Origin of the sequence: Bradyrhizobium centrosematis, assembly GCF_045571495.1 — a bacterium.
GTDB lineage: Bacteria > Pseudomonadota > Alphaproteobacteria > Rhizobiales > Xanthobacteraceae > Bradyrhizobium > Bradyrhizobium centrosematis.
The window spans coordinates 1094919-1111019 of record NZ_CP120703.1 but is presented as its reverse complement, the minus strand read 5'-3'; the positions used below and the strand labels follow the sequence as shown (position 1 = coordinate 1111019).

The window sequence follows — 16101 nt, the reverse complement described above, 5'->3', positions numbered from 1 at the left end:
CATCGTTAATGGAGTTAAAACAATTATGGTTAATGAGGCGTTGAGGGACTTGGTGCCCTCGTCGCCTCCACGCCTGCGGCATGCTAAGGAGGCACCGACCGGGCGAACGCCCCCTCCTCCCTGGACCAGACCATGCCGAGCTCGAAACCGCTGATGACCGCATCATCCGGCCCCATCCCCGACAGCGTCGAATCCGCGCTCCGCACCCTGGAGACGGAGAGCGGCGGCATCAACGCGCTCGCAGCCGCGCTGCGCGGGCCGCTCGGCGAGACATTTGCCAAAGCGGTCGACCTGATCCGCAGCGCCAAGGGCCGCGTCATCGTCACCGGGCTCGGCAAATCAGGCCATATGGGGCGCAAGATCGCCGCGACGCTGGCCTCGACCGGCACGCCCGCCTTCTTCGTGCACGCCGCCGAAGCCGGCCATGGCGACCTCGGCATGATCACCACCGACGACGTCATCATGGCGCTGTCCTGGTCCGGCGAGCAGCCGGAGATGAACAACCTCGTGAACTATTCGGCGCGCTTCGCCATTCCCATGATCGCCATCACGTCGAACGCGGCCTCCTCGCTCGGCCAGGCCGCCGATATCGTGATCGAGCTGCCGAAAGCGCGCGAGGCTTGCCCGCACAATCTGGCGCCGACCACCTCGACGCTGATGCAGGCCGCGATCGGCGACGCGCTCGCGATCGCGCTGCTCGAAGGCCGCGGCTTCACCGCGCTCGAGTTCGCCCATTTCCACCCCGGCGGCAAGCTGGGCGCAATGCTGAAATTCGTCCGCGACTATATGCGCACGGGCGCGGAAATCCCCCTCAAGCCTGAGGGCACCGCGATGTCGGAGGCCGTGGTCGAGATGTCGGCGAAGGGCCTCGGCTGTGTCTGCATCGTCAACGATGCGGGCGAGGCCGTGGGCATCATCACCGATGGCGATCTGCGCCGCCACATGCGCCCAGACCTGCTGACCGCGTCGGTCGACGAGATCATGACCAGGCAGCCGAAGACGGTGCCGCCCTCGATGCTCGCCACCGAAATGATCGAGGTGCTGAACACCCGCAAGATCACGACGCTGGTCGTCACCGAGGCGGGCAAGGTGGTCGGCATCGTGCATCTGCACGATCTGCTGCGCGCGGGCGTGGCTTAAGGCACGCGCCCCTCTTCACTCGTCATTGCGAACGTAGCGAAGCAACCCAGGCCGCCACAACGGCGACAATCTGGATTGCTTCGTCGCAAGGGGCTCCTCGCAATGACGGCGGTCAGCGTGCGGCCGGAAACCGCGCCGCTTTCTCCTCCAGCGGCAGCCGCAGCCCGTTCGCCAGATACGACACCGTGCGGTAGAAGCCGCACAGCAGCATGATCTCCAGGATCTGCGCCTCGTCGTAATGCACCGACAGCGCCGCGAATTCCTCGTCGGTGAACGTCGCGCGGGCATGCAGCGCGTCGACCGCCGCGATCAGCGCCTGCTCGCCCGGTGACCAGCACGACGACGTTGCATCGCCCTGCACCGTAGCCCGCACCTCCTCCGCGGTGAGCTTTGCCGGCCCGGCGAAGACAGCGACATGCACGCCCCACTCATATTCGCAACGATTGAGCGCGCAGGTGCGGTCGATGACAATCTCGCGCTGGCGGAGCGACAGCGGTCCGGGATCGAGCAAGCCGCCGGCGCGGAACTTGTCCCAGGCGCGGGCGTGCCCCGCCATCACCCGGAACAGCATCAGCGGCGGCGCGCCGCGCATGATGCGGTCGAATTGCTGCTGGATCTCCGGTGGATAAGGCGGGGTAAGCGGCGCAAGGCGCGGCGTGGCCTGGGACATGGCAGAAGACATGGGCGGCTTCCGTTGCTACATTTATCGTAGCATACAGCTACATTATCTGTAGCGTAACGCAAGGGGCCCGACATGGCGAAACAGGCAACATCGGAACGCCGCGTGCGCGGCTCGCGGACCGGGCGGCCGATCATGGCGCTGCTGGACCTGCTCGGCCGGCGCTGGGCATTGCGGATATTATGGGAATTGCGCGATGAGCCCCTGACCTCGCGCGCGCTCCGTACGGCCTGCGACGAGGCCTCGCCGACGGTGCTGCAGGCGCGGCTGACCGAGCTGCGCGAAGCGGGGTTCGTCGAGCTTGGCGACGGCGGTGGCTATGGACTGACGCCGCTCGGGCGGGAATTGTGCGCGATGGTGATGCCACTACACCGATTTGCGGAGCGGTGGCGCGGCAAGGGCGGCGCCTGAACTCGGCAATGCCACCTCAACAAACTCGTCATTGCGAGCGAAGCGAAGCAATCCAGAATCCTTCCGCGGAGAAATTCTGGATTGCTTCGTCGCAAGGGCTCCTCGCAATGACAGCGCTTAAGCCGCTGCCACCGTCAGATTGGCGCCGTCCACCTGCACCACCTTCACCCGCGTTCCGGCCGGCGTGTCAGGGCCCGCGACGCGCCAGACCGTATCGCCGATGCGCACGGTGCCGCTGCCGTCGATGATCGGCTTCTCCAGCGTGAACTCGCGGCCGAGCAAGGCCTCGGTGCGCTTGTTGAGGAAAGGACTGGCGTTTGCGTCCGGCTTCGGCCGGGCAAGGCGGCGCCACACCGGCACGGCGGCGGCGGCGAACAGCGCGAACATTACGAGCTGGATCTGCCACGATATGAGGACCGCGAACGAGATCAGGCCGACGAGCAGGGCAGCCAACCCGAGCCAGAACAGGAAGACACCCGGCGCCAGCACCTCCAGCGCCATCAGGATGAAGCCGAAGATCAGCCAGTTCCAGGTGCCGAGCGATACGAACATGTCGGTCATGACACGACCTTCTATCATGCGCACGCCCCTGTCGGGGCCATGCGCGGGTGACTAACCCTGCCGCGGCGGCACCACCGGCGGCGTGCTGCCGGTCGGCGGCACCGAGCCGGTGCGACGGGCGGCAGCCGCTGCGGACGCCGCGCTCTCGCCGAACGTTGCCTTGGCGATCTCGCCGATGCCGGCGAGCGAGCCCAGCATGCTCACGGCTTCCACCGGCAGCATGATGATCTTCTGGTTCGGCGCGTCGGCGAACTGGCCGAACGCCTTGATATATTTGTCGGCGATAAAATAGTTCAACGCGGCGACGTCGCCCTTGGAGATGGCTTCCGAGACTGCCTGCGTCGCCTTGGCCTCGGCTTCGGCCAAGCGCTCGCGCGCCTCGGCATCGCGGAAGGCAGCTTCGCGGCGGCCTTCGGCCTGCAGGATCTGGCCCTGCTTGGCGCCTTCGGCGCGCAGGATCTCGGACTGGCGCTGGCCTTCGGCGGCGAGAATGTCGGCGCGCTTGACGCGCTCGGCCTTCATCTGCCGGCCCATGGCTTCGACGAGATCAGCCGGCGGCACGATGTCCTTGATCTCGATGCGGTTGACCTTGACGCCCCAGGGCGACACCGCGGCGTCCACGACGCGCAGCAGGCGTTCGTTGATCTCGTCGCGATGCGACAGCACCTGGTCGAGATCCATCGAGCCCATCACCGAGCGGATGTTGGTCATGGTAAGAACCGTGATCGCCTGGGTGAGGTTGGCGACCTCGTAGCTCGCCTTCGCGGCATCGAACACCTGGAAGAAGGCGACGCCGTCGACCGTCACCGTGGCGTTGTCCTTGGTGATCACCTCCTGCTCGGGAATGTCGATCACCTGCTCCATCATGTTGATCTTGCGTCCGACGCGATCGAAATAGGGCACGATCAGATTGAGCCCGGGGCTGAGCGTCTGGGTGTATTTGCCGAATCGCTCGATGGTCCAGTCATAGCCCTGCGGCACCGTTTTCACGCCGGCCACCAGCGTGACGATGACAAGCAACACCAGGACAATCGCGAAAATGTCGAAACCGCTCATAGCTCCTCCAAGGCGGGCAGAAGCCGGAAAAAGCCCTTTCCCGCGCTGTCATTGGTCGGGATCACGACCTTACCGGTTCAGCGGTCGCAATTCACGTCGGTATCGGCGCGATTCTACACAAGGCGCACAGCAAGAGAACGGCCGCGATATGTATTTGCGACAGGCTCTTGAAAGCGTTCAGCCGCAGACCTAGCAGCGATGGTTAACAATTGCGTCGTCACGGCGAGCTCTACTCGATGACCTCATTCGCGATTGCAAGCAGCCCCGGGGCAAGCGTGACGCCGAGCGCCTTGGCCGTCTTCAGGTTGACCGCAAGCTCGAACTTGGTGGGGTTCTGCACCGGCAGGTCGGCCGGCCGCGCGCCCTTCAGGATGCGGTCGATATAGTCGGCAGCGCGGCGGAGCTGCTCGGCGCTGTCGGTGCTATAGGACATCAGCCCACCTTCGTCGACGAAGGTGCGGCTCCAGAACACCGCGGGCACGCGCGCCTCCGCAACGGCCGCCAGAAGCTGCGCGCGGTTGGCCATGGTGAAGAAATCCGGCAGGACCAGCAGCCCATCGGCCTTGCGCGAGGCCAGCGCCGCGACCGCAGCCGTGTCATGCACCGGCGCGGGCTCCACCGTCATTTGGAGCGCGCGGCCGGCGTCCTCGATGGTGCGCAGCATCAGGGGTGCGAACGGGGCGGTGGCGGGATTGTAGACGACGGCAACGCGGGACACCTTCGGCGTGACCTGCGTCAGCATCTCCAGCCATTTGCCGGCCAGGGGGCCGTTGTAATCGGTGAAGCCGGTGAGGTTGCCGCCGGGATGCGCGAGGTTCTCGACGAAGCCCTGGCTGACCGGATCGGTGACGACGGCGAACACGATCGGGATCGTCGTGGTGCGCCGGCGCAGCTCTTCGACCGAGGGCGTGCCGACCGCAAGCAGGATGTCGGGCTTGAGCGCGATCAGCTCCTCGGCGAGCTGCGCGATGCGGGCGCGGTCGCCGCCTCCGCTGCGCCAATCGACCTTGAGATTGTCCCGCTCCTTCCAGCCATGGCCTAAGAGCGCTTCCACCAAGACCGTGCTGCGCGCCTGGCCGATCGCATCATCGGCGGCCGTGACCGAGAGCACACCGAGCCGCCGTGTCGCGTTCGGCTGCTGCGCCAGGGCCGGAGCCGGCAGCGCCGCGAGCATCCCAAGAAGCGCCAGGCACCGGCGGCGGTTCATGGGATGCCCATCAGATCCAACCCTGGAGCTCGCGCTGCACCAGGGTCCGGATCACGTCCATTCCGGGCTCGCTATCGTTGAGGCAGGGGATCGCGGAAAACTCTTCGCCGCCATTGTGCTTGAAGATCTCCGCGTTCTCCTGCGCGATCTCCTCCAGCGTCTCCAGGCAGTCGGCGGAAAAGCCCGGCGTCACCACCGCGATGCGGCGCACGCCTTCCTTGGCGAGCCGCTCCATGGTCTTGTCGGTATAGGGCTGGAGCCACTCGGCATTGCCGAACCGCGACTGGAAGGTCAGCAGCAGCTTCGTCTCGTCCATGCCGAGCCGGCGGCGCAGTGCCTCGGTCGTGGCGATGCAATGGGTCTGATAGGGATCGCCCTTGTCGACATAGGATTTCGGCATGCCGTGGAAGGAAGCCACGATCAGCTCCGGCGCGAACGGCAGGCCCGCCAGATGCGTCTCGATCGAGGTCGCGAGCGCCTCGATATAGGCCGCATCCTCATAATAAGGTGGCGTCACCCGCAGCGTCGGCTGGTTGCGCAGGCGGGCGAGCACGCGGAACACTTCGTCGCAGACGGTTGCCGAGGTCGAGGCGGAGTATTGCGGGTAGAGCGGAACCGCGAGGATCCGCTCGCAGCCTTTCGCGATCAGCGCATCGATGCCCGACTTGATCGAGGGATTGCCGTAGCGCATGGCCCAGTCCACCACGACATGGCGGTAGTCCGACAGCCCGGCGGCGAGCTTGTCGGCTTGCGACCGCGTGATGGTCTTCAGCGGCGACTCGTTCTTCTCGGTGTTCCAGATCTTCTGGTAATCCAGCGCCTTGGTGCGGGGGCGGCTGCGCAGGATGATCCCGTTCAGCACGGCCTTCCAGATCAGCCCCTGATCCTCGATGACGCGGGCGTCCGAGAGGAATTCCTTCAGGTACACCCGCACGCCCGGCGCATCAGCCGTGTCGGGCGTTCCGAGATTGATCAGGAGCACGCCAACGCGCGGCAAGGCGGGGTGGGCGGCCGGTCTTGCGGTCTCGATGGGAACGACACTGGTCATGGCCCTGTGGGTCGCGCGTTGGTCCGAACTTGTCAAGATGAGGGCGGTTTCGCTAGGGTCGCACCCAAGCGGGGGGAGGGACGATGACACTCGCGGAATGGTGCATCTTTGGAGCGCTGCTGCTCTATCTGTCTACGATCGTCTCGATCAAATGGATCGGGTTTGGCCGCTTCGACAATTCCCGGCCGCGCGACCCTGCCTTCTATGAGGACGCGCTCTCGCAGCGCGCGCTTGGCGCGCACCAGAACGGCATCGAGACCTTCCCGTTCTTCGCCTTCGCGGTCCTGCTCGCCGAATTCAGGGATTCGCCGCAGCGTCTCGTCGACGAGCTCGCGGCGCTGTTCCTGATCGTGCGGATCGCCTATGTGCTGACCTATCTCGGCAACCGCCCGACGCTGCGCTCGATCCTCTGGAGCGTCGGCTTTGCGATCAACCTCGGGATCTTCTTCATGCCGGCCTTGAAGCGGTTCCTGCCGGTGTGAGGCGGCCTCACGCCGCCAGATGACGCTCCCGCGTCGCGATGAGGTCGCGGATCCATGCCGCGATCGGCACCGGCCGATGGGTTTCCTGATTGGTGTAGACCCACACGATCTCGCCGGTCACCAGCGCATCCGTGCCGCCCTTCCGGAAAATAGCGAGCTCGAACACGAGGCTCGAATTGCCGATCCGCGCCACGCGAGCGCCGACCTCGAGCTCCCAGTCGAACCGGACCGGCGCCTTGTACTCGATCAGCGACTTCACGACATGGAAGTCGATGCCGGTGGTCTTTGCATCGGCATATTGGTCATAGCCCAGTGCGCGGAAATATTCGGTGATGGTGGTGTCGAAATAGGTCAGGTAATGCGCATTGAAGACGACGCCCTGGCCGTCGATCTCGGAATAGCGCACCCGGAAGGGGTGAAAGAACCAGAATTCTTCGCGCGACATGGAATCCTCTGACTCAAATTTCCGGCTCGTCATTGCGAGGAGCCCTTGCGACGAAGCAATCCAGACTGCCGCTGCGGAGACACTCTGGATTGCTTCGCTACGCTCGCAATGACGGAGCAAGCTGCGAGACCGTCGTGCTCAACTGAACACCGTGAATTGCAGGGGCTATTTAAAAACACGTGGTCCGTTCGGCGGCGATGTAGCCGAACAAGAGGCCTGCGCCGAACAGCAGCACGACGGCCGCCGCGGCAAATTCGACGCCGCGCATGAACAGCGCGCCGCCGCCGTCGCGCCCGGCGCTGAGCCGCCCGGCGATGTCCTTGGCGGTGACGGCGACGACCGCAATCGCCGCGACGGTGATCGCGGTGCCCAATCCCATCAGGAAGGTCGCGGCGATGCCGGCCCAGAACAGGCCCTGGGCGAGCGCAAACACCAGCACCAGGATCGCACCCGAGCAGGGCCGGATGCCGACGGTGAGGATCGCCGCAAAGCCGCGCCGCCAACCGCCGGGGCCGGCGAGCTCGCTCGGGGTCGGCCCGTGGGAATGGCCGCAATGCTCGTCGTGGACATGCTCATGCCCGTGATGGGCGTGCGCGTGGTCGTGACCATGAGTGTGGTGTTGATGATCGTGCTCACCATGATCATGCGCGTCGTGATGATGATGGTGATGGCCGTGGTCATGATCATGCGGCACGCCCGCCATCGCCGGCACCGGCTGGGCCGCCTGCAGCGCGCGGATGAAGGTGCGGCCCTTGACCCAGACGAGGCGCAGGCCGAACAGCGCGATCAGGGCGTAGCTCGCGATCTCGATCACCCCTTCCGCCTTGCACATGGTCTTGGCGGTCGCATTCAGGATCCAGGCCGAGATGCCGACGATCAAGATCGCCACCAGCGACTGCATCAGCGCCGAGGCAAAGGACAGAGCGATGCCGCGCCGCGCGGTCTCGCGGTTGGCAACCAGATAGGAGGCGATCACCGCCTTGCCGTGGCCAGGGCCGGCGGCATGAAAGATGCCATAGGCGAACGAGATGAAGAGCAGCGTCCATACCGCCGACCCGTCGGACTTGGCGGCGCGGATGGTCGACGACATCTGGCGATAGAATTCAGACTGTTTTGCCAACAACCAGCCGATGAGGCCGCTCGCTTCCGGTTCGGCGGCCTGCGCGGGGCGCGGCGCGCCAAAGGGGTTTTGCGCAAGGAGATCGTGAAGCGCGGCGTCGGCCGCGATCACGACCAGCAGAGCGGCCCCGCAGGCGACCAGCCCGCGGATGAGCGGGGAGAGATGCGGCTTCAAGGACAATCCACCGTGATCTTGTTGGCGAACATCATGCCGAAATTGCTGTTCTCGCCGTTCATGAAGGTTTGCTCGTTGAGCTTCTGCGCGGTCGCGGTGCCGTCGCTCGGCCGATCCAGCTTCATCTGGCAGCCCGCGGGCGCGCCGACCAGCTTGACGGGATTCTCCTTGGCCATCTGGAAATCGATGAAGAAGGAGCGATCGAACACTTCGAGCACCAATTGCCTCGGCTTGACCGGGTTCTTCAGCGGCAGCGTGAAGTGCAGGGTCAGGACAGTGTCCTTGTAGTCGAGGAAGTAGTCGACCGGCTCCTGGAATCGCTCCTTCTTGCCGTCGGCTCGCGCAAAGGTGAAGTAGGCATATTCCTTCAGCGACTCGACATTGGTCTGCGCCAGCGGCCCGAGCTCCTCGCGCGTATAGGCGCCCTTGGTCTTGCTCCCGAGCCCCTGCACCGCATAGGCCGAGAACATGTCGTCGAAGGTCCAGGCGTGGCGGACACCGGTGATGGTGCCGTCCGCCGCATAGAGCAACTCGCTGGTCGCGGTGATCCAGACATGTGGATGCGCGCTCGCTGCGTTTGCGGCGAGCGACAGGCCGGCGGCGAGCAGCAGACCGAGAAGGGCGCGCATGCGCATCAGGCGGCCTTGGCGCTGTCGAGCAGGCCGCGCCGGCGCAGCAGCGCGTCGGGCTCGGGCGGGCGGCCGCGGAAAGCCTCATAGGCGGCTTCCGGATCGAGCGATCCGCCGCTCGAATAGATATCGTCATGCAGGCGCTTGGCGACCGCGGGATCGAAGATGTCCCCGGCCTCCTCGAACGCGCCGAAGGCGTCGGCGTCCATCACCTCGGACCACATGTAGCTGTAATAGCCGGCGGCATAGTGGTCGCCGGTGAAGATGTGGCCGAACTGGGTGGGGCGGTGACGCAGCGCGATCTCCTCGGGCATACCGATCTTCTCCAGCTCGCGTCGCTCGAAGGCGCGGACATCCTGCGCGGCGGCCGCCGGCTGGGTATGGAATTCCAGGTCAATCAGCGCGGACGAGACGAACTCGACCGTGGCAAAGCCTTGGTTGAATTTTCGCGCGGCGAGGAAGCGTTGCAGGAGGTCGTCCGGCAGCGGCTCGCCGGTCTGGTAGTGACGGGCGAACTTCTGCAGCACCTCGGGCCGCTCCTGCCAGTGCTCGTACAGCTGCGACGGCAGCTCGACGAAGTCGGTGAACACGGAGGTGCCCGAGAGCGAGGGATAGGTCACGTTGGAGAGCATGCCGTGCAGCCCGTGGCCGAACTCGTGGAACAGGGTGCGGGCATCGTCGGGCGACAGCAGCGAGGGCTCGCCGCCGGCCCCCTTGGCGAAATTGCAGATGTTGAGAACGAGCGGCGCGACATCGCCATCGAGCTTCTGCTGGTCGCGCAGCGAGGTCATCCAGGCGCCGGAGCGCTTGGACGGCCGGGCGAAGTAGTCGCCGTAGAACAGCGCCTTGTGCTTGCCGTCCCTGTCCTTCACCTCCCAGACCCGGACATCCGGGTGCCAAACCGGAACGTCCTTGCGCTCCTCGAAGGTGATGCCGAACAGGCGCGTGGCGCAGTCGAAGGCGGCAGCGATCATATTGTCGAGGCCGAGATACGGCTTGATCGCGGAATCGTCGAAATTGGCGCGCTGGAGGCGGAGCTTCTCGGCGTAGAAGCGCCAGTCCCAGGGGGCGAGCTTGAAATTGCCGCCCTCCTCCGTGATCAGCGCCTGCATCTCGTCGCGGTCGGCGAGCGCCCGGGCGCGAGCCGGCTTCCAGACCCGCTCCAGGAGGCCCCGCACCGCATCCGGCGTCTTGGCCATGGAATCCTCGAGCCGATAGGCGGCGTAGGTCGGATAGCCCAGGAGGTTCGCGCTCTCCTCGCGCAGCTTCAGGATCTCGACGATGGTGGTGTTATTGTCGTTCGCATTGCCGTTGTCGCCGCGGGCGACGAAGGCCTTGTAGACCTTCTCGCGCAGGTCGCGCCGCGCCGAGCTCTTCAGGAACTGTTCGACCGAGGAACGCGACAGCGTGACGATGGCCTTGCCTTCCATGCCGCGCTCTTCCGCCGCAGCCCTTGCGGCGGCAACAAAGCTCTCCGGCAGGCCCTGGCGGTCATCCTCTCCCAGCTCCATGACCCAGTCCTGCTCGTCGCCGAGCAGATGATGGCTGAAGCTGGTGCCCAGCTGGGCGAGCCTCTCGTTGATCTCGGCCATCCGGGTCTTGGCGTCCTCGGAGAGCCCGGCGCCGGCGCGGTGGAAGCGGGTGTAGGTGCGCTCCAGCAGACGGAGCTGTTCGGGCGACAGACCGAGACTGGCGCGGTTCTCGTGCAGCTGGGCGATGCGACCAAACAGCACGGCGTTCATCATGATCGGATTCCAGTGCCGCGCCATCCGCAAGGAAACCTCCTTGTCGATCTCCAGGATGGCCGGGTTGGAATGCGCCGAGACGAGGTCGTAGAACACCGCCGCGACCTTGCTCAAGAGCTTGCCGGAGCGCTCCAGCGCCGTGATGGTGTTGGCGAAGTCGGGCGCGGCCGGATCGTTGGTGATCGCTGCGATCTCGGCGGAATGGTCGGCAAAGGCCTGCTCGAAGGCGGGCAGAAAGTGCTCCGGCTTGATCTCGTCGAACGGCGGGGTCGCAAACGGCGTCACCCAGGCCTTCAGCAGCGGATTGGCCTCGGAGTCCGTAATTTGGCGGGGTTCTGACATCACAAGTCCCGATTTGCGTGGCTCGATCGTTGCGGCCAGCTATAGCACGCGATGGGGCTTTTTTGGGCCATTTGGCCTTGCTCCCGGCCGCCTTTTCGAGGAGATTGCGGCCCTCGAAGCCACGGACCCTGAGCTCATGAACGCGCCTGCTTCCTCGTCCCGCCAGATCGTCTGGCCCAGCGTCATCACCGTCATCAGCGCCGCCATCCTGATCGGTGCCGAAGTGTTCGGCGCAGCGTTCGCCGGTGGCTGGGCGCTCGCGATCCTGTTCGGACTCGGCGACCAGGGCACGCACATCCTGCAGGCGGTGCTGTTCGCGCTCGGTGTGCTCGTGATGACCGCGTTCATCCGCGGAGCCCAACGCGTCGAGCCGTTCACGAAGCGCGGCTGAAGCGCGCACGCGCGCGGCAGACGCGCCGCTGCCACAGAAAACTTAACGCACGTTCATCTTCCGCGTCGCTCGCGCAACACCGCGCAAGCAGATGTTAGGCAATTCCGTTCGCAGCCTAAAAAAATTCTTGCGAAGCAGAGTCAAAACGCTTATGTGCGGACTTGCCCAATTTCGCACGTGCCTGTGGTCGTGTGTCAGTCGGTAGGTATCCGGACAAGAGGCCGGACAGCCGCCAAGGGGTGAAGAAGCCGAGGGGCTCTTCGGAAGTGCGGAAATCGGAAGACTGAAGGTCGCAAGATCAGAAGGTCGAACGAGAAAGCAAACCCGAAGCGCCCAGCATCTCTCTCAAGAGGTGCCTTGTCGAAGGTGACTTCGCTCTTTGCAACCGTGACTGGCAGCCGGAGGCGAACCGGCGCACCCCGCTCTCAACGGGGGACGCGACTTAAAGCAACGACGGATCGGGCTTTTTTGGTCTCTACCGGCAGTCCAACGCCGGCGCGGGCTACTGAAAAGGCTTGTCCTTCATTGCCAGGTGTGCGGGCGGGAGCATTCCCAACCAATCCACGGCAGCACAATTCGGTCTGGGGTTTTAGCCCTGTCGCGTCTCCATCGTGCGACAGCGGCAAAGCACCCTCGTCCGGGAACCACTTTGAACGAGCTCCGTCGCTGGGGCCGCTTTGGAGAGTGCTATGACCGAACGTATCCAGGAATTCCTGCGCAACCGCCGCAAGGATGGCCTCGACACCGAGCCGTGCCTCGTCGTCGACCTCGAGGTCGTGCGCGACAATTATCAGAGCTTCGCCAAGGCGCTGCCCGACAGCCGTGTGTTCTACGCCGTGAAGGCGAACCCGGCGCCGGAAGTGCTGGCCCTGCTCGCCTCCATGGGCTCCTGCTTCGACACCGCCACCGTCGCCGAGATCGAGATGGCGCTGGCTGCCGGTGCGACGCCCGACCGCATCTCCTTCGGCAACACGATCAAGAAGGAGCGCGACATCGCGCGCGCCTTCGCGCTCGGCATTCGCCTGTTCGCGGTCGATTGCGCCGCCGAGGTCGAGAAGGTCGCCCGTGCCGCCCCCGGCGCGAAGGTGTTCTGCCGCATCCTCTATGACTGCGCCGGCGCCGAGTGGCCGCTGTCGCGCAAGTTCGGCTGCGATCCGGAGATGGCGGTCGAGGTGCTCGACCTCGCCAAGCGCCTGCGCCTGGAGCCGTGCGGCATCTCCTTCCATGTCGGCTCGCAGCAGCGCAAGGTGAAGGCGTGGGACCGTGCGCTGGCAATGGCCTCGCAGGTGTTCCGCGACTGCGCCGAGCGCGGCATCAACCTGACCATGGTCAACATGGGCGGCGGTTTCCCGACCAAGTACCTGAAGGACGTGCCGCCGGTCGTGACCTACGGCCGCTCGATCTTCCGCGCGCTGCGCAAGCACTTCGGCAACCAGATCCCGGAGACCATCATCGAGCCGGGCCGCGGCATGGTGGGCAACGCCGGCATCATCGAATCCGAGGTCGTGCTCATCTCGAAGAAGAGCGACGAGGACGAGGTGCGCTGGGTGTACCTCGACATCGGCAAGTTCGGCGGTCTCGCCGAGACCATGGACGAGTCGATCCGCTACGCCATCCGCACCCGTCACGACGGCGCGGACATGACGCCGTGCGTGCTCGCAGGTCCCACCTGCGACAGCGCCGACGTGCTGTACGAGAAGAACCCGTATCCGCTTCCCGTCACGCTCGAGATCGGCGACAAGGTGCTGATCGAAGGCACCGGGGCCTATACGTCGACCTACTCGTCGGTGGCGTTCAACGGCATCCCGCCGCTGAAGACGTATCACATCTGATCCGCCTCTCGGTTCTAGAGGCCTGACGAACCCGGGAGCCGGCTTGCCGGCTCCCTTCCCGACATCTCGATTCTGACGACGTCTTGGACCGGCGTGCTGATCGCACGTCCGTTCAAGCGGGGACTGGCGCGCCATGACTGCTTTTCGGAAGCCACAAGTCACCCTCACCTCGAAAGCCGCTCCGTTCGCGATCCGTGCGGAGCGTGCTGCCGACGTCGCGATGCGTGAAGCGCTGCTGGATGCCTGCTTTGGCGAGAACCGCCATGACCGCACCTGCCAGCGCCTGCGCGACGGACGTGCACCTGCCACAGGCCTCGCCCTGTCGGCCGTGCGCGAGGGCAAGCTCGTGGGAACCGTGCGACTGTGGCACGTCAGCGCCGGAGGCAGGCCCGCTCTGGTCCTCGGACCGCTGGCGGTCGACGCTGCCTGCCGCGAGCTCGGGATTGGCGCCGCGCTGATGCAACAAGCGCTGGCCGCCGCTCGGGCGCGCGGTCATGACGCCGTGATCCTGCTCGGCGATGCGCCTTACTATGCCCGCTTCGGCTTCTCGGCCGAGAAGACCGGCGCGCTCTCGCTGCCCGGCCCGTTCGAACCCGATCGCCTGCTGGCGATCGAATTCCAGGCTGGCGCGCTCGATGGCGCCGAGGGGATGATCGTCCCGACCGGCGCGGCCCTGCCCAAACGGAGGGTAGTTCGTCCCCTCCAGGCGCACGCGGCCTAAGACGGCGCCATGATGGCGACGGCAGCAGCCGCGCTCCGCGGCAGCGGCCGGCCGCGCCTGGGCCAAGCGCGTTCCTTTGGGGTTGCGCAGGCCCCGGAAACGCCGTTTAACCCGCAAAACCACCCCTTCAGTCGAGACCCGTCACCATGCCCCGTCGCCTGATCTCCACCGGCTCTCCGCTCGAGAAGACCGTCGGCTACAGCCGCGCCGTGATCGACGGCGAGTTCGCCTTCGTCGCGGGCACCACGGGCTATGACTATGCCACGATGACGATGCCGGCCGACGTCACGAGCCAGTCACGCAACTGCTTCAAGACCATCGCAGCCGCCCTGAAGGAGGGCGGATTCGAGATGGCCGATATCGTCCGTGCGACCTACTACGTCACCGACGCCAGCTACATCGATGCTCACTTCGCCGTCTGCGGCGAGGTCCTCGGTGACATCAGGCCGGCTGCGACGTTGTTGGTCGTCAGCGCTCTCGCCAAGCCCGAGATGAAGGTCGAAATCGAAGTCACCGCCAAGCGCCGCAGCGTCTGACAAGCGCCGCAGCGCCTGATCTCACCCACCTCTGCCTGCCAGCACGTTCCGGAGAAACCGTCCCATGAGCCCTCCCTCGCAGATTTACGCGAAGATCACCGGTCCCATCGTCATGGTCGGCTTCGGCTCCATCGGCAAAGGCACGCTGCCGCTGATCGAGCGGCACCTCGACTACGACAAGTCGCGCATCACGGTGCTGGATCCCAAGGACGAGGGCCGCAGGGCGCTTTGCGAGAAGCACAATGTCCGCTTCATCCAGAAGGGCCTCACCAAGGACAATTATCGCGAGGTGCTGACCCCGCTGCTCACGGAGGGCGGCGGCCAGGGCTTTTGCGTCAATCTCTCGGTCGATACCGGCTCGACCGACATCATGGAGCTCTGCAACGAGCTCGGCGCGCTCTACATCGACACCGTCAACGAGCCCTGGCTCGGCTTCTATTTCGACGCTTCGAAGGGGCCGGAAGCGCGCTCGAACTACGCCCTTCGCGAAGTGACGCTGGCCGCCAAGAAGGCGCGCCCTAAGGGCTCGACGACGGCCGTCTCCTGCTGCGGCGCCAATCCCGGTATGGTTTCGTTTTTCGTCAAGCAGGCGCTGCTCAACGTCGCCGCCGATCTGAAGCTCAATGCCCCCAAGCCGAAGACCAAGGCCGAATGGGCGGATTTGATGCGGCAGGCCGGCATCAAGGGCATCCACATCGCCGAGCGCGACACCCAGCGCTCCAAGAAGCCGAAGGAGCCCGACGTCTTCGTCAACACCTGGTCGGTGGAAGGTTTCCTCTCGGAGGGCATGCAGCCGTCGGAGCTCGGCTGGGGCACCCATGAGAAATGGATGCCCGAGAATGCGCATACCCATGAAGCCGGCTGCGGCGCTGCCATCTATCTGATGCAGCCCGGCGCCAATACCCGCGTGCGCACCTGGTGCCCGACCCGCGGCGCCCAGTACGGCTTCCTCGTCACCCACAACGAGTCGATCTCGATCGCCGATTACTTCACGGTGCGTGATGCTTCGGGCAACGCAATCTATCGGCCGACCTGCCATTACGCCTATCATCCGGCCGACGACGCCGTGCTGTCGCTGCATGAGCTGTTCGGTCGCGCCGGCAAGATGCAGGAAAAGCACCACATTCTCGAAGAGGATGAGATCGTGGACGGCATCGACGAGCTCGGCGTGCTGCTGTTCGGTCACGACAAGAATGCATACTGGTACGGCTCGCAGCTCTCCATCGAAGAGACCCGCGAGCTCGCGCCCTACCAGAACGCCACCGCCCTGCAGGTGACCTCCGCCGTACTCGGCGGCATGGTGTGGGCGCTGGAAAACCCGAACGAAGGCATCGTCGAGGCCGACGAGATGGATTTCGATCGGCTCCTGGAAATCCAGCTGCCCTATCTCGGCCCGGTGAAGGGCTTCTACACCGAATGGACGCCGCTGACGGATCGTCCGGGGCTGTTCCCGGAGGATATCGACACCAGCGATCCCTGGCAGTTCAAGAATATTCTGGTGCGGTGAACGGCGCGAAGCTTCTCACTCCAAGCCAGCTGTCATGCCCGGGCTTGACCAGGGCATCCAGTACGCCGCAGCTTC

17 protein-coding genes are annotated in these 16101 nt (G+C 65.2%); 8 read left to right on the top strand and 9 right to left on the bottom strand.

Annotation, left to right across the window (positions count from 1 at the left end):
• The first annotated feature begins 132 nt into the window (after positions 1-132).
• Entirely contained in the window at positions 133-1140 is a 1008-nt protein-coding gene (locus P6U31_RS05300; protein WP_407187198.1) for an SIS domain-containing protein, read from the top strand.
• A 112-nt stretch (positions 1141-1252) separates the two neighbouring features.
• On the opposite strand, the gene P6U31_RS05295 is transcribed toward P6U31_RS05300, so the two are convergent.
• Positions 1253-1810 carry a carboxymuconolactone decarboxylase family protein gene (locus tag P6U31_RS05295; RefSeq protein ID WP_407189768.1) on the bottom strand — a complete coding sequence of 186 codons (558 nt, stop codon included), beginning with the start codon at positions 1808-1810 and terminating at the stop codon, positions 1253-1255.
• 84 nt (positions 1811-1894) lie between these two features.
• On the opposite strand from P6U31_RS05295, the gene P6U31_RS05290 reads away from it, so the two are divergent.
• On the top strand, positions 1895-2230 hold the full coding sequence (locus tag P6U31_RS05290) for a winged helix-turn-helix transcriptional regulator (protein WP_407187197.1): 336 nt from the start codon (positions 1895-1897) through the stop codon (positions 2228-2230).
• 117 nt (positions 2231-2347) lie between these two features.
• Here P6U31_RS05290 and P6U31_RS05285 read toward each other — a convergent pair whose 3' ends face one another.
• From P6U31_RS05285 to hemH, 4 genes are all read right to left on the bottom strand, one after another.
• Positions 2348-2791, bottom strand: coding sequence for an NfeD family protein (locus tag P6U31_RS05285; protein WP_407187196.1), 444 nt, complete (start codon positions 2789-2791; stop codon positions 2348-2350).
• A gap of 51 nt (positions 2792-2842) precedes the next feature.
• The gene (locus P6U31_RS05280) at positions 2843-3847 is read right to left on the bottom strand and encodes an SPFH domain-containing protein (protein WP_407187195.1); all 1005 of its coding nucleotides are present in this window, start codon (positions 3845-3847) and stop codon (positions 2843-2845) included.
• A gap of 229 nt (positions 3848-4076) precedes the next feature.
• Positions 4077-5054, bottom strand: coding sequence for an ABC transporter substrate-binding protein (locus tag P6U31_RS05275; protein ID WP_407187194.1), 978 nt, complete (start codon positions 5052-5054; stop codon positions 4077-4079).
• A 10-nt stretch (positions 5055-5064) separates the two neighbouring features.
• Positions 5065-6102, bottom strand: a complete 1038-nt coding sequence (gene hemH / locus P6U31_RS05270) for a ferrochelatase (protein WP_407187193.1) — start codon at positions 6100-6102, stop codon at positions 5065-5067.
• A gap of 83 nt (positions 6103-6185) precedes the next feature.
• Between hemH and P6U31_RS05265 the strand changes: the two genes are divergently transcribed.
• Positions 6186-6584 (top strand): MAPEG family protein, encoded by a 399-nt coding sequence (locus tag P6U31_RS05265; protein ID WP_407187192.1) that lies wholly within the window; start codon positions 6186-6188, stop codon positions 6582-6584.
• A gap of 7 nt (positions 6585-6591) precedes the next feature.
• On the opposite strand, the gene P6U31_RS05260 is transcribed toward P6U31_RS05265, so the two are convergent.
• The 4 genes from P6U31_RS05260 to P6U31_RS05245 form a co-directional block, all read right to left on the bottom strand.
• Positions 6592-7029 (bottom strand): acyl-CoA thioesterase, encoded by a 438-nt coding sequence (locus tag P6U31_RS05260; protein WP_407187191.1) that lies wholly within the window; start codon positions 7027-7029, stop codon positions 6592-6594.
• A 169-nt stretch (positions 7030-7198) separates the two neighbouring features.
• Positions 7199-8323, bottom strand: a complete 1125-nt coding sequence (locus tag P6U31_RS05255; protein ID WP_407187190.1) for a nickel/cobalt transporter — start codon at positions 8321-8323, stop codon at positions 7199-7201.
• A complete protein-coding gene (locus P6U31_RS05250; RefSeq protein WP_407187189.1) occupies positions 8320-8958 on the bottom strand; it encodes a DUF1007 family protein in 639 nt (212 codons plus the stop codon). The genes P6U31_RS05255 and P6U31_RS05250 overlap by 4 nt, the downstream gene beginning before the upstream one ends.
• Positions 8958-11039, bottom strand: a complete 2082-nt coding sequence (locus P6U31_RS05245) for a M3 family metallopeptidase (RefSeq protein WP_407187188.1) — start codon at positions 11037-11039, stop codon at positions 8958-8960. The genes P6U31_RS05250 and P6U31_RS05245 overlap by 1 nt, the downstream gene beginning before the upstream one ends.
• Positions 11040-11175: 136 nt before the next feature.
• On the opposite strand from P6U31_RS05245, the gene P6U31_RS05240 reads away from it, so the two are divergent.
• The 5 genes from P6U31_RS05240 to P6U31_RS05220 all read left to right on the top strand — a co-directional run bounded on the left by P6U31_RS05240 (position 11176) and on the right by P6U31_RS05220 (position 16026).
• Positions 11176-11430 carry a hypothetical protein gene (locus P6U31_RS05240; RefSeq protein WP_128923410.1) on the top strand — a complete coding sequence of 85 codons (255 nt, stop codon included), beginning with the start codon at positions 11176-11178 and terminating at the stop codon, positions 11428-11430.
• 689 nt (positions 11431-12119) lie between these two features.
• Positions 12120-13262: a type III PLP-dependent enzyme gene (locus P6U31_RS05235; protein WP_126259440.1), complete on the top strand. Its 1143-nt coding sequence runs from the start codon at positions 12120-12122 to the stop codon at positions 13260-13262.
• A gap of 133 nt (positions 13263-13395) precedes the next feature.
• Positions 13396-13983 carry a GNAT family N-acetyltransferase gene (locus tag P6U31_RS05230; protein ID WP_407187187.1) on the top strand — a complete coding sequence of 196 codons (588 nt, stop codon included), beginning with the start codon at positions 13396-13398 and terminating at the stop codon, positions 13981-13983.
• 146 nt (positions 13984-14129) lie between these two features.
• Positions 14130-14519 carry a RidA family protein gene (locus tag P6U31_RS05225; protein ID WP_128923407.1) on the top strand — a complete coding sequence of 130 codons (390 nt, stop codon included), beginning with the start codon at positions 14130-14132 and terminating at the stop codon, positions 14517-14519.
• Between the two features lie 64 nt (positions 14520-14583).
• Positions 14584-16026 carry a homospermidine synthase gene (locus tag P6U31_RS05220; protein WP_407187186.1) on the top strand — a complete coding sequence of 481 codons (1443 nt, stop codon included), beginning with the start codon at positions 14584-14586 and terminating at the stop codon, positions 16024-16026.
• Positions 16027-16101: the final 75 nt, after the last annotated feature.

Bases quoted from the DNA above. Each gene is read 5' to 3' on its own strand.
- P6U31_RS05265 (WP_407187192.1), top strand. From the start codon at position 6,186: ATGACACTCGCGGAATGGTGCATCTTTGGAGCGCTGCTGCTCTATCTG.
- P6U31_RS05260 (WP_407187191.1), bottom strand. From the start codon at position 7,029: ATGTCGCGCGAAGAATTCTGGTTCTTTCACCCCTTCCGGGTGCGCTAT.
- P6U31_RS05300 (WP_407187198.1), top strand. From the start codon at position 133: ATGCCGAGCTCGAAACCGCTGATGACCGCATCATCCGGCCCCATCCCC.
- P6U31_RS05250 (WP_407187189.1), bottom strand. From the start codon at position 8,958: ATGCGCATGCGCGCCCTTCTCGGTCTGCTGCTCGCCGCCGGCCTGTCG.
- P6U31_RS05275 (WP_407187194.1), bottom strand. From the start codon at position 5,054: ATGAACCGCCGCCGGTGCCTGGCGCTTCTTGGGATGCTCGCGGCGCTG.
- hemH (WP_407187193.1), bottom strand. From the start codon at position 6,102: ATGACCAGTGTCGTTCCCATCGAGACCGCAAGACCGGCCGCCCACCCC.
- P6U31_RS05235 (WP_126259440.1), top strand. From the start codon at position 12,120: ATGACCGAACGTATCCAGGAATTCCTGCGCAACCGCCGCAAGGATGGC.
- P6U31_RS05295 (WP_407189768.1), bottom strand. From the start codon at position 1,810: ATGTCCCAGGCCACGCCGCGCCTTGCGCCGCTTACCCCGCCTTATCCA.
- P6U31_RS05290 (WP_407187197.1), top strand. From the start codon at position 1,895: ATGGCGAAACAGGCAACATCGGAACGCCGCGTGCGCGGCTCGCGGACC.
- P6U31_RS05280 (WP_407187195.1), bottom strand. From the start codon at position 3,847: ATGAGCGGTTTCGACATTTTCGCGATTGTCCTGGTGTTGCTTGTCATC.
- P6U31_RS05230 (WP_407187187.1), top strand. From the start codon at position 13,396: ATGACTGCTTTTCGGAAGCCACAAGTCACCCTCACCTCGAAAGCCGCT.
- P6U31_RS05285 (WP_407187196.1), bottom strand. From the start codon at position 2,791: ATGACCGACATGTTCGTATCGCTCGGCACCTGGAACTGGCTGATCTTC.
- P6U31_RS05225 (WP_128923407.1), top strand. From the start codon at position 14,130: ATGCCCCGTCGCCTGATCTCCACCGGCTCTCCGCTCGAGAAGACCGTC.
- P6U31_RS05240 (WP_128923410.1), top strand. From the start codon at position 11,176: ATGAACGCGCCTGCTTCCTCGTCCCGCCAGATCGTCTGGCCCAGCGTC.
- P6U31_RS05220 (WP_407187186.1), top strand. From the start codon at position 14,584: ATGAGCCCTCCCTCGCAGATTTACGCGAAGATCACCGGTCCCATCGTC.
- P6U31_RS05245 (WP_407187188.1), bottom strand. From the start codon at position 11,039: ATGTCAGAACCCCGCCAAATTACGGACTCCGAGGCCAATCCGCTGCTG.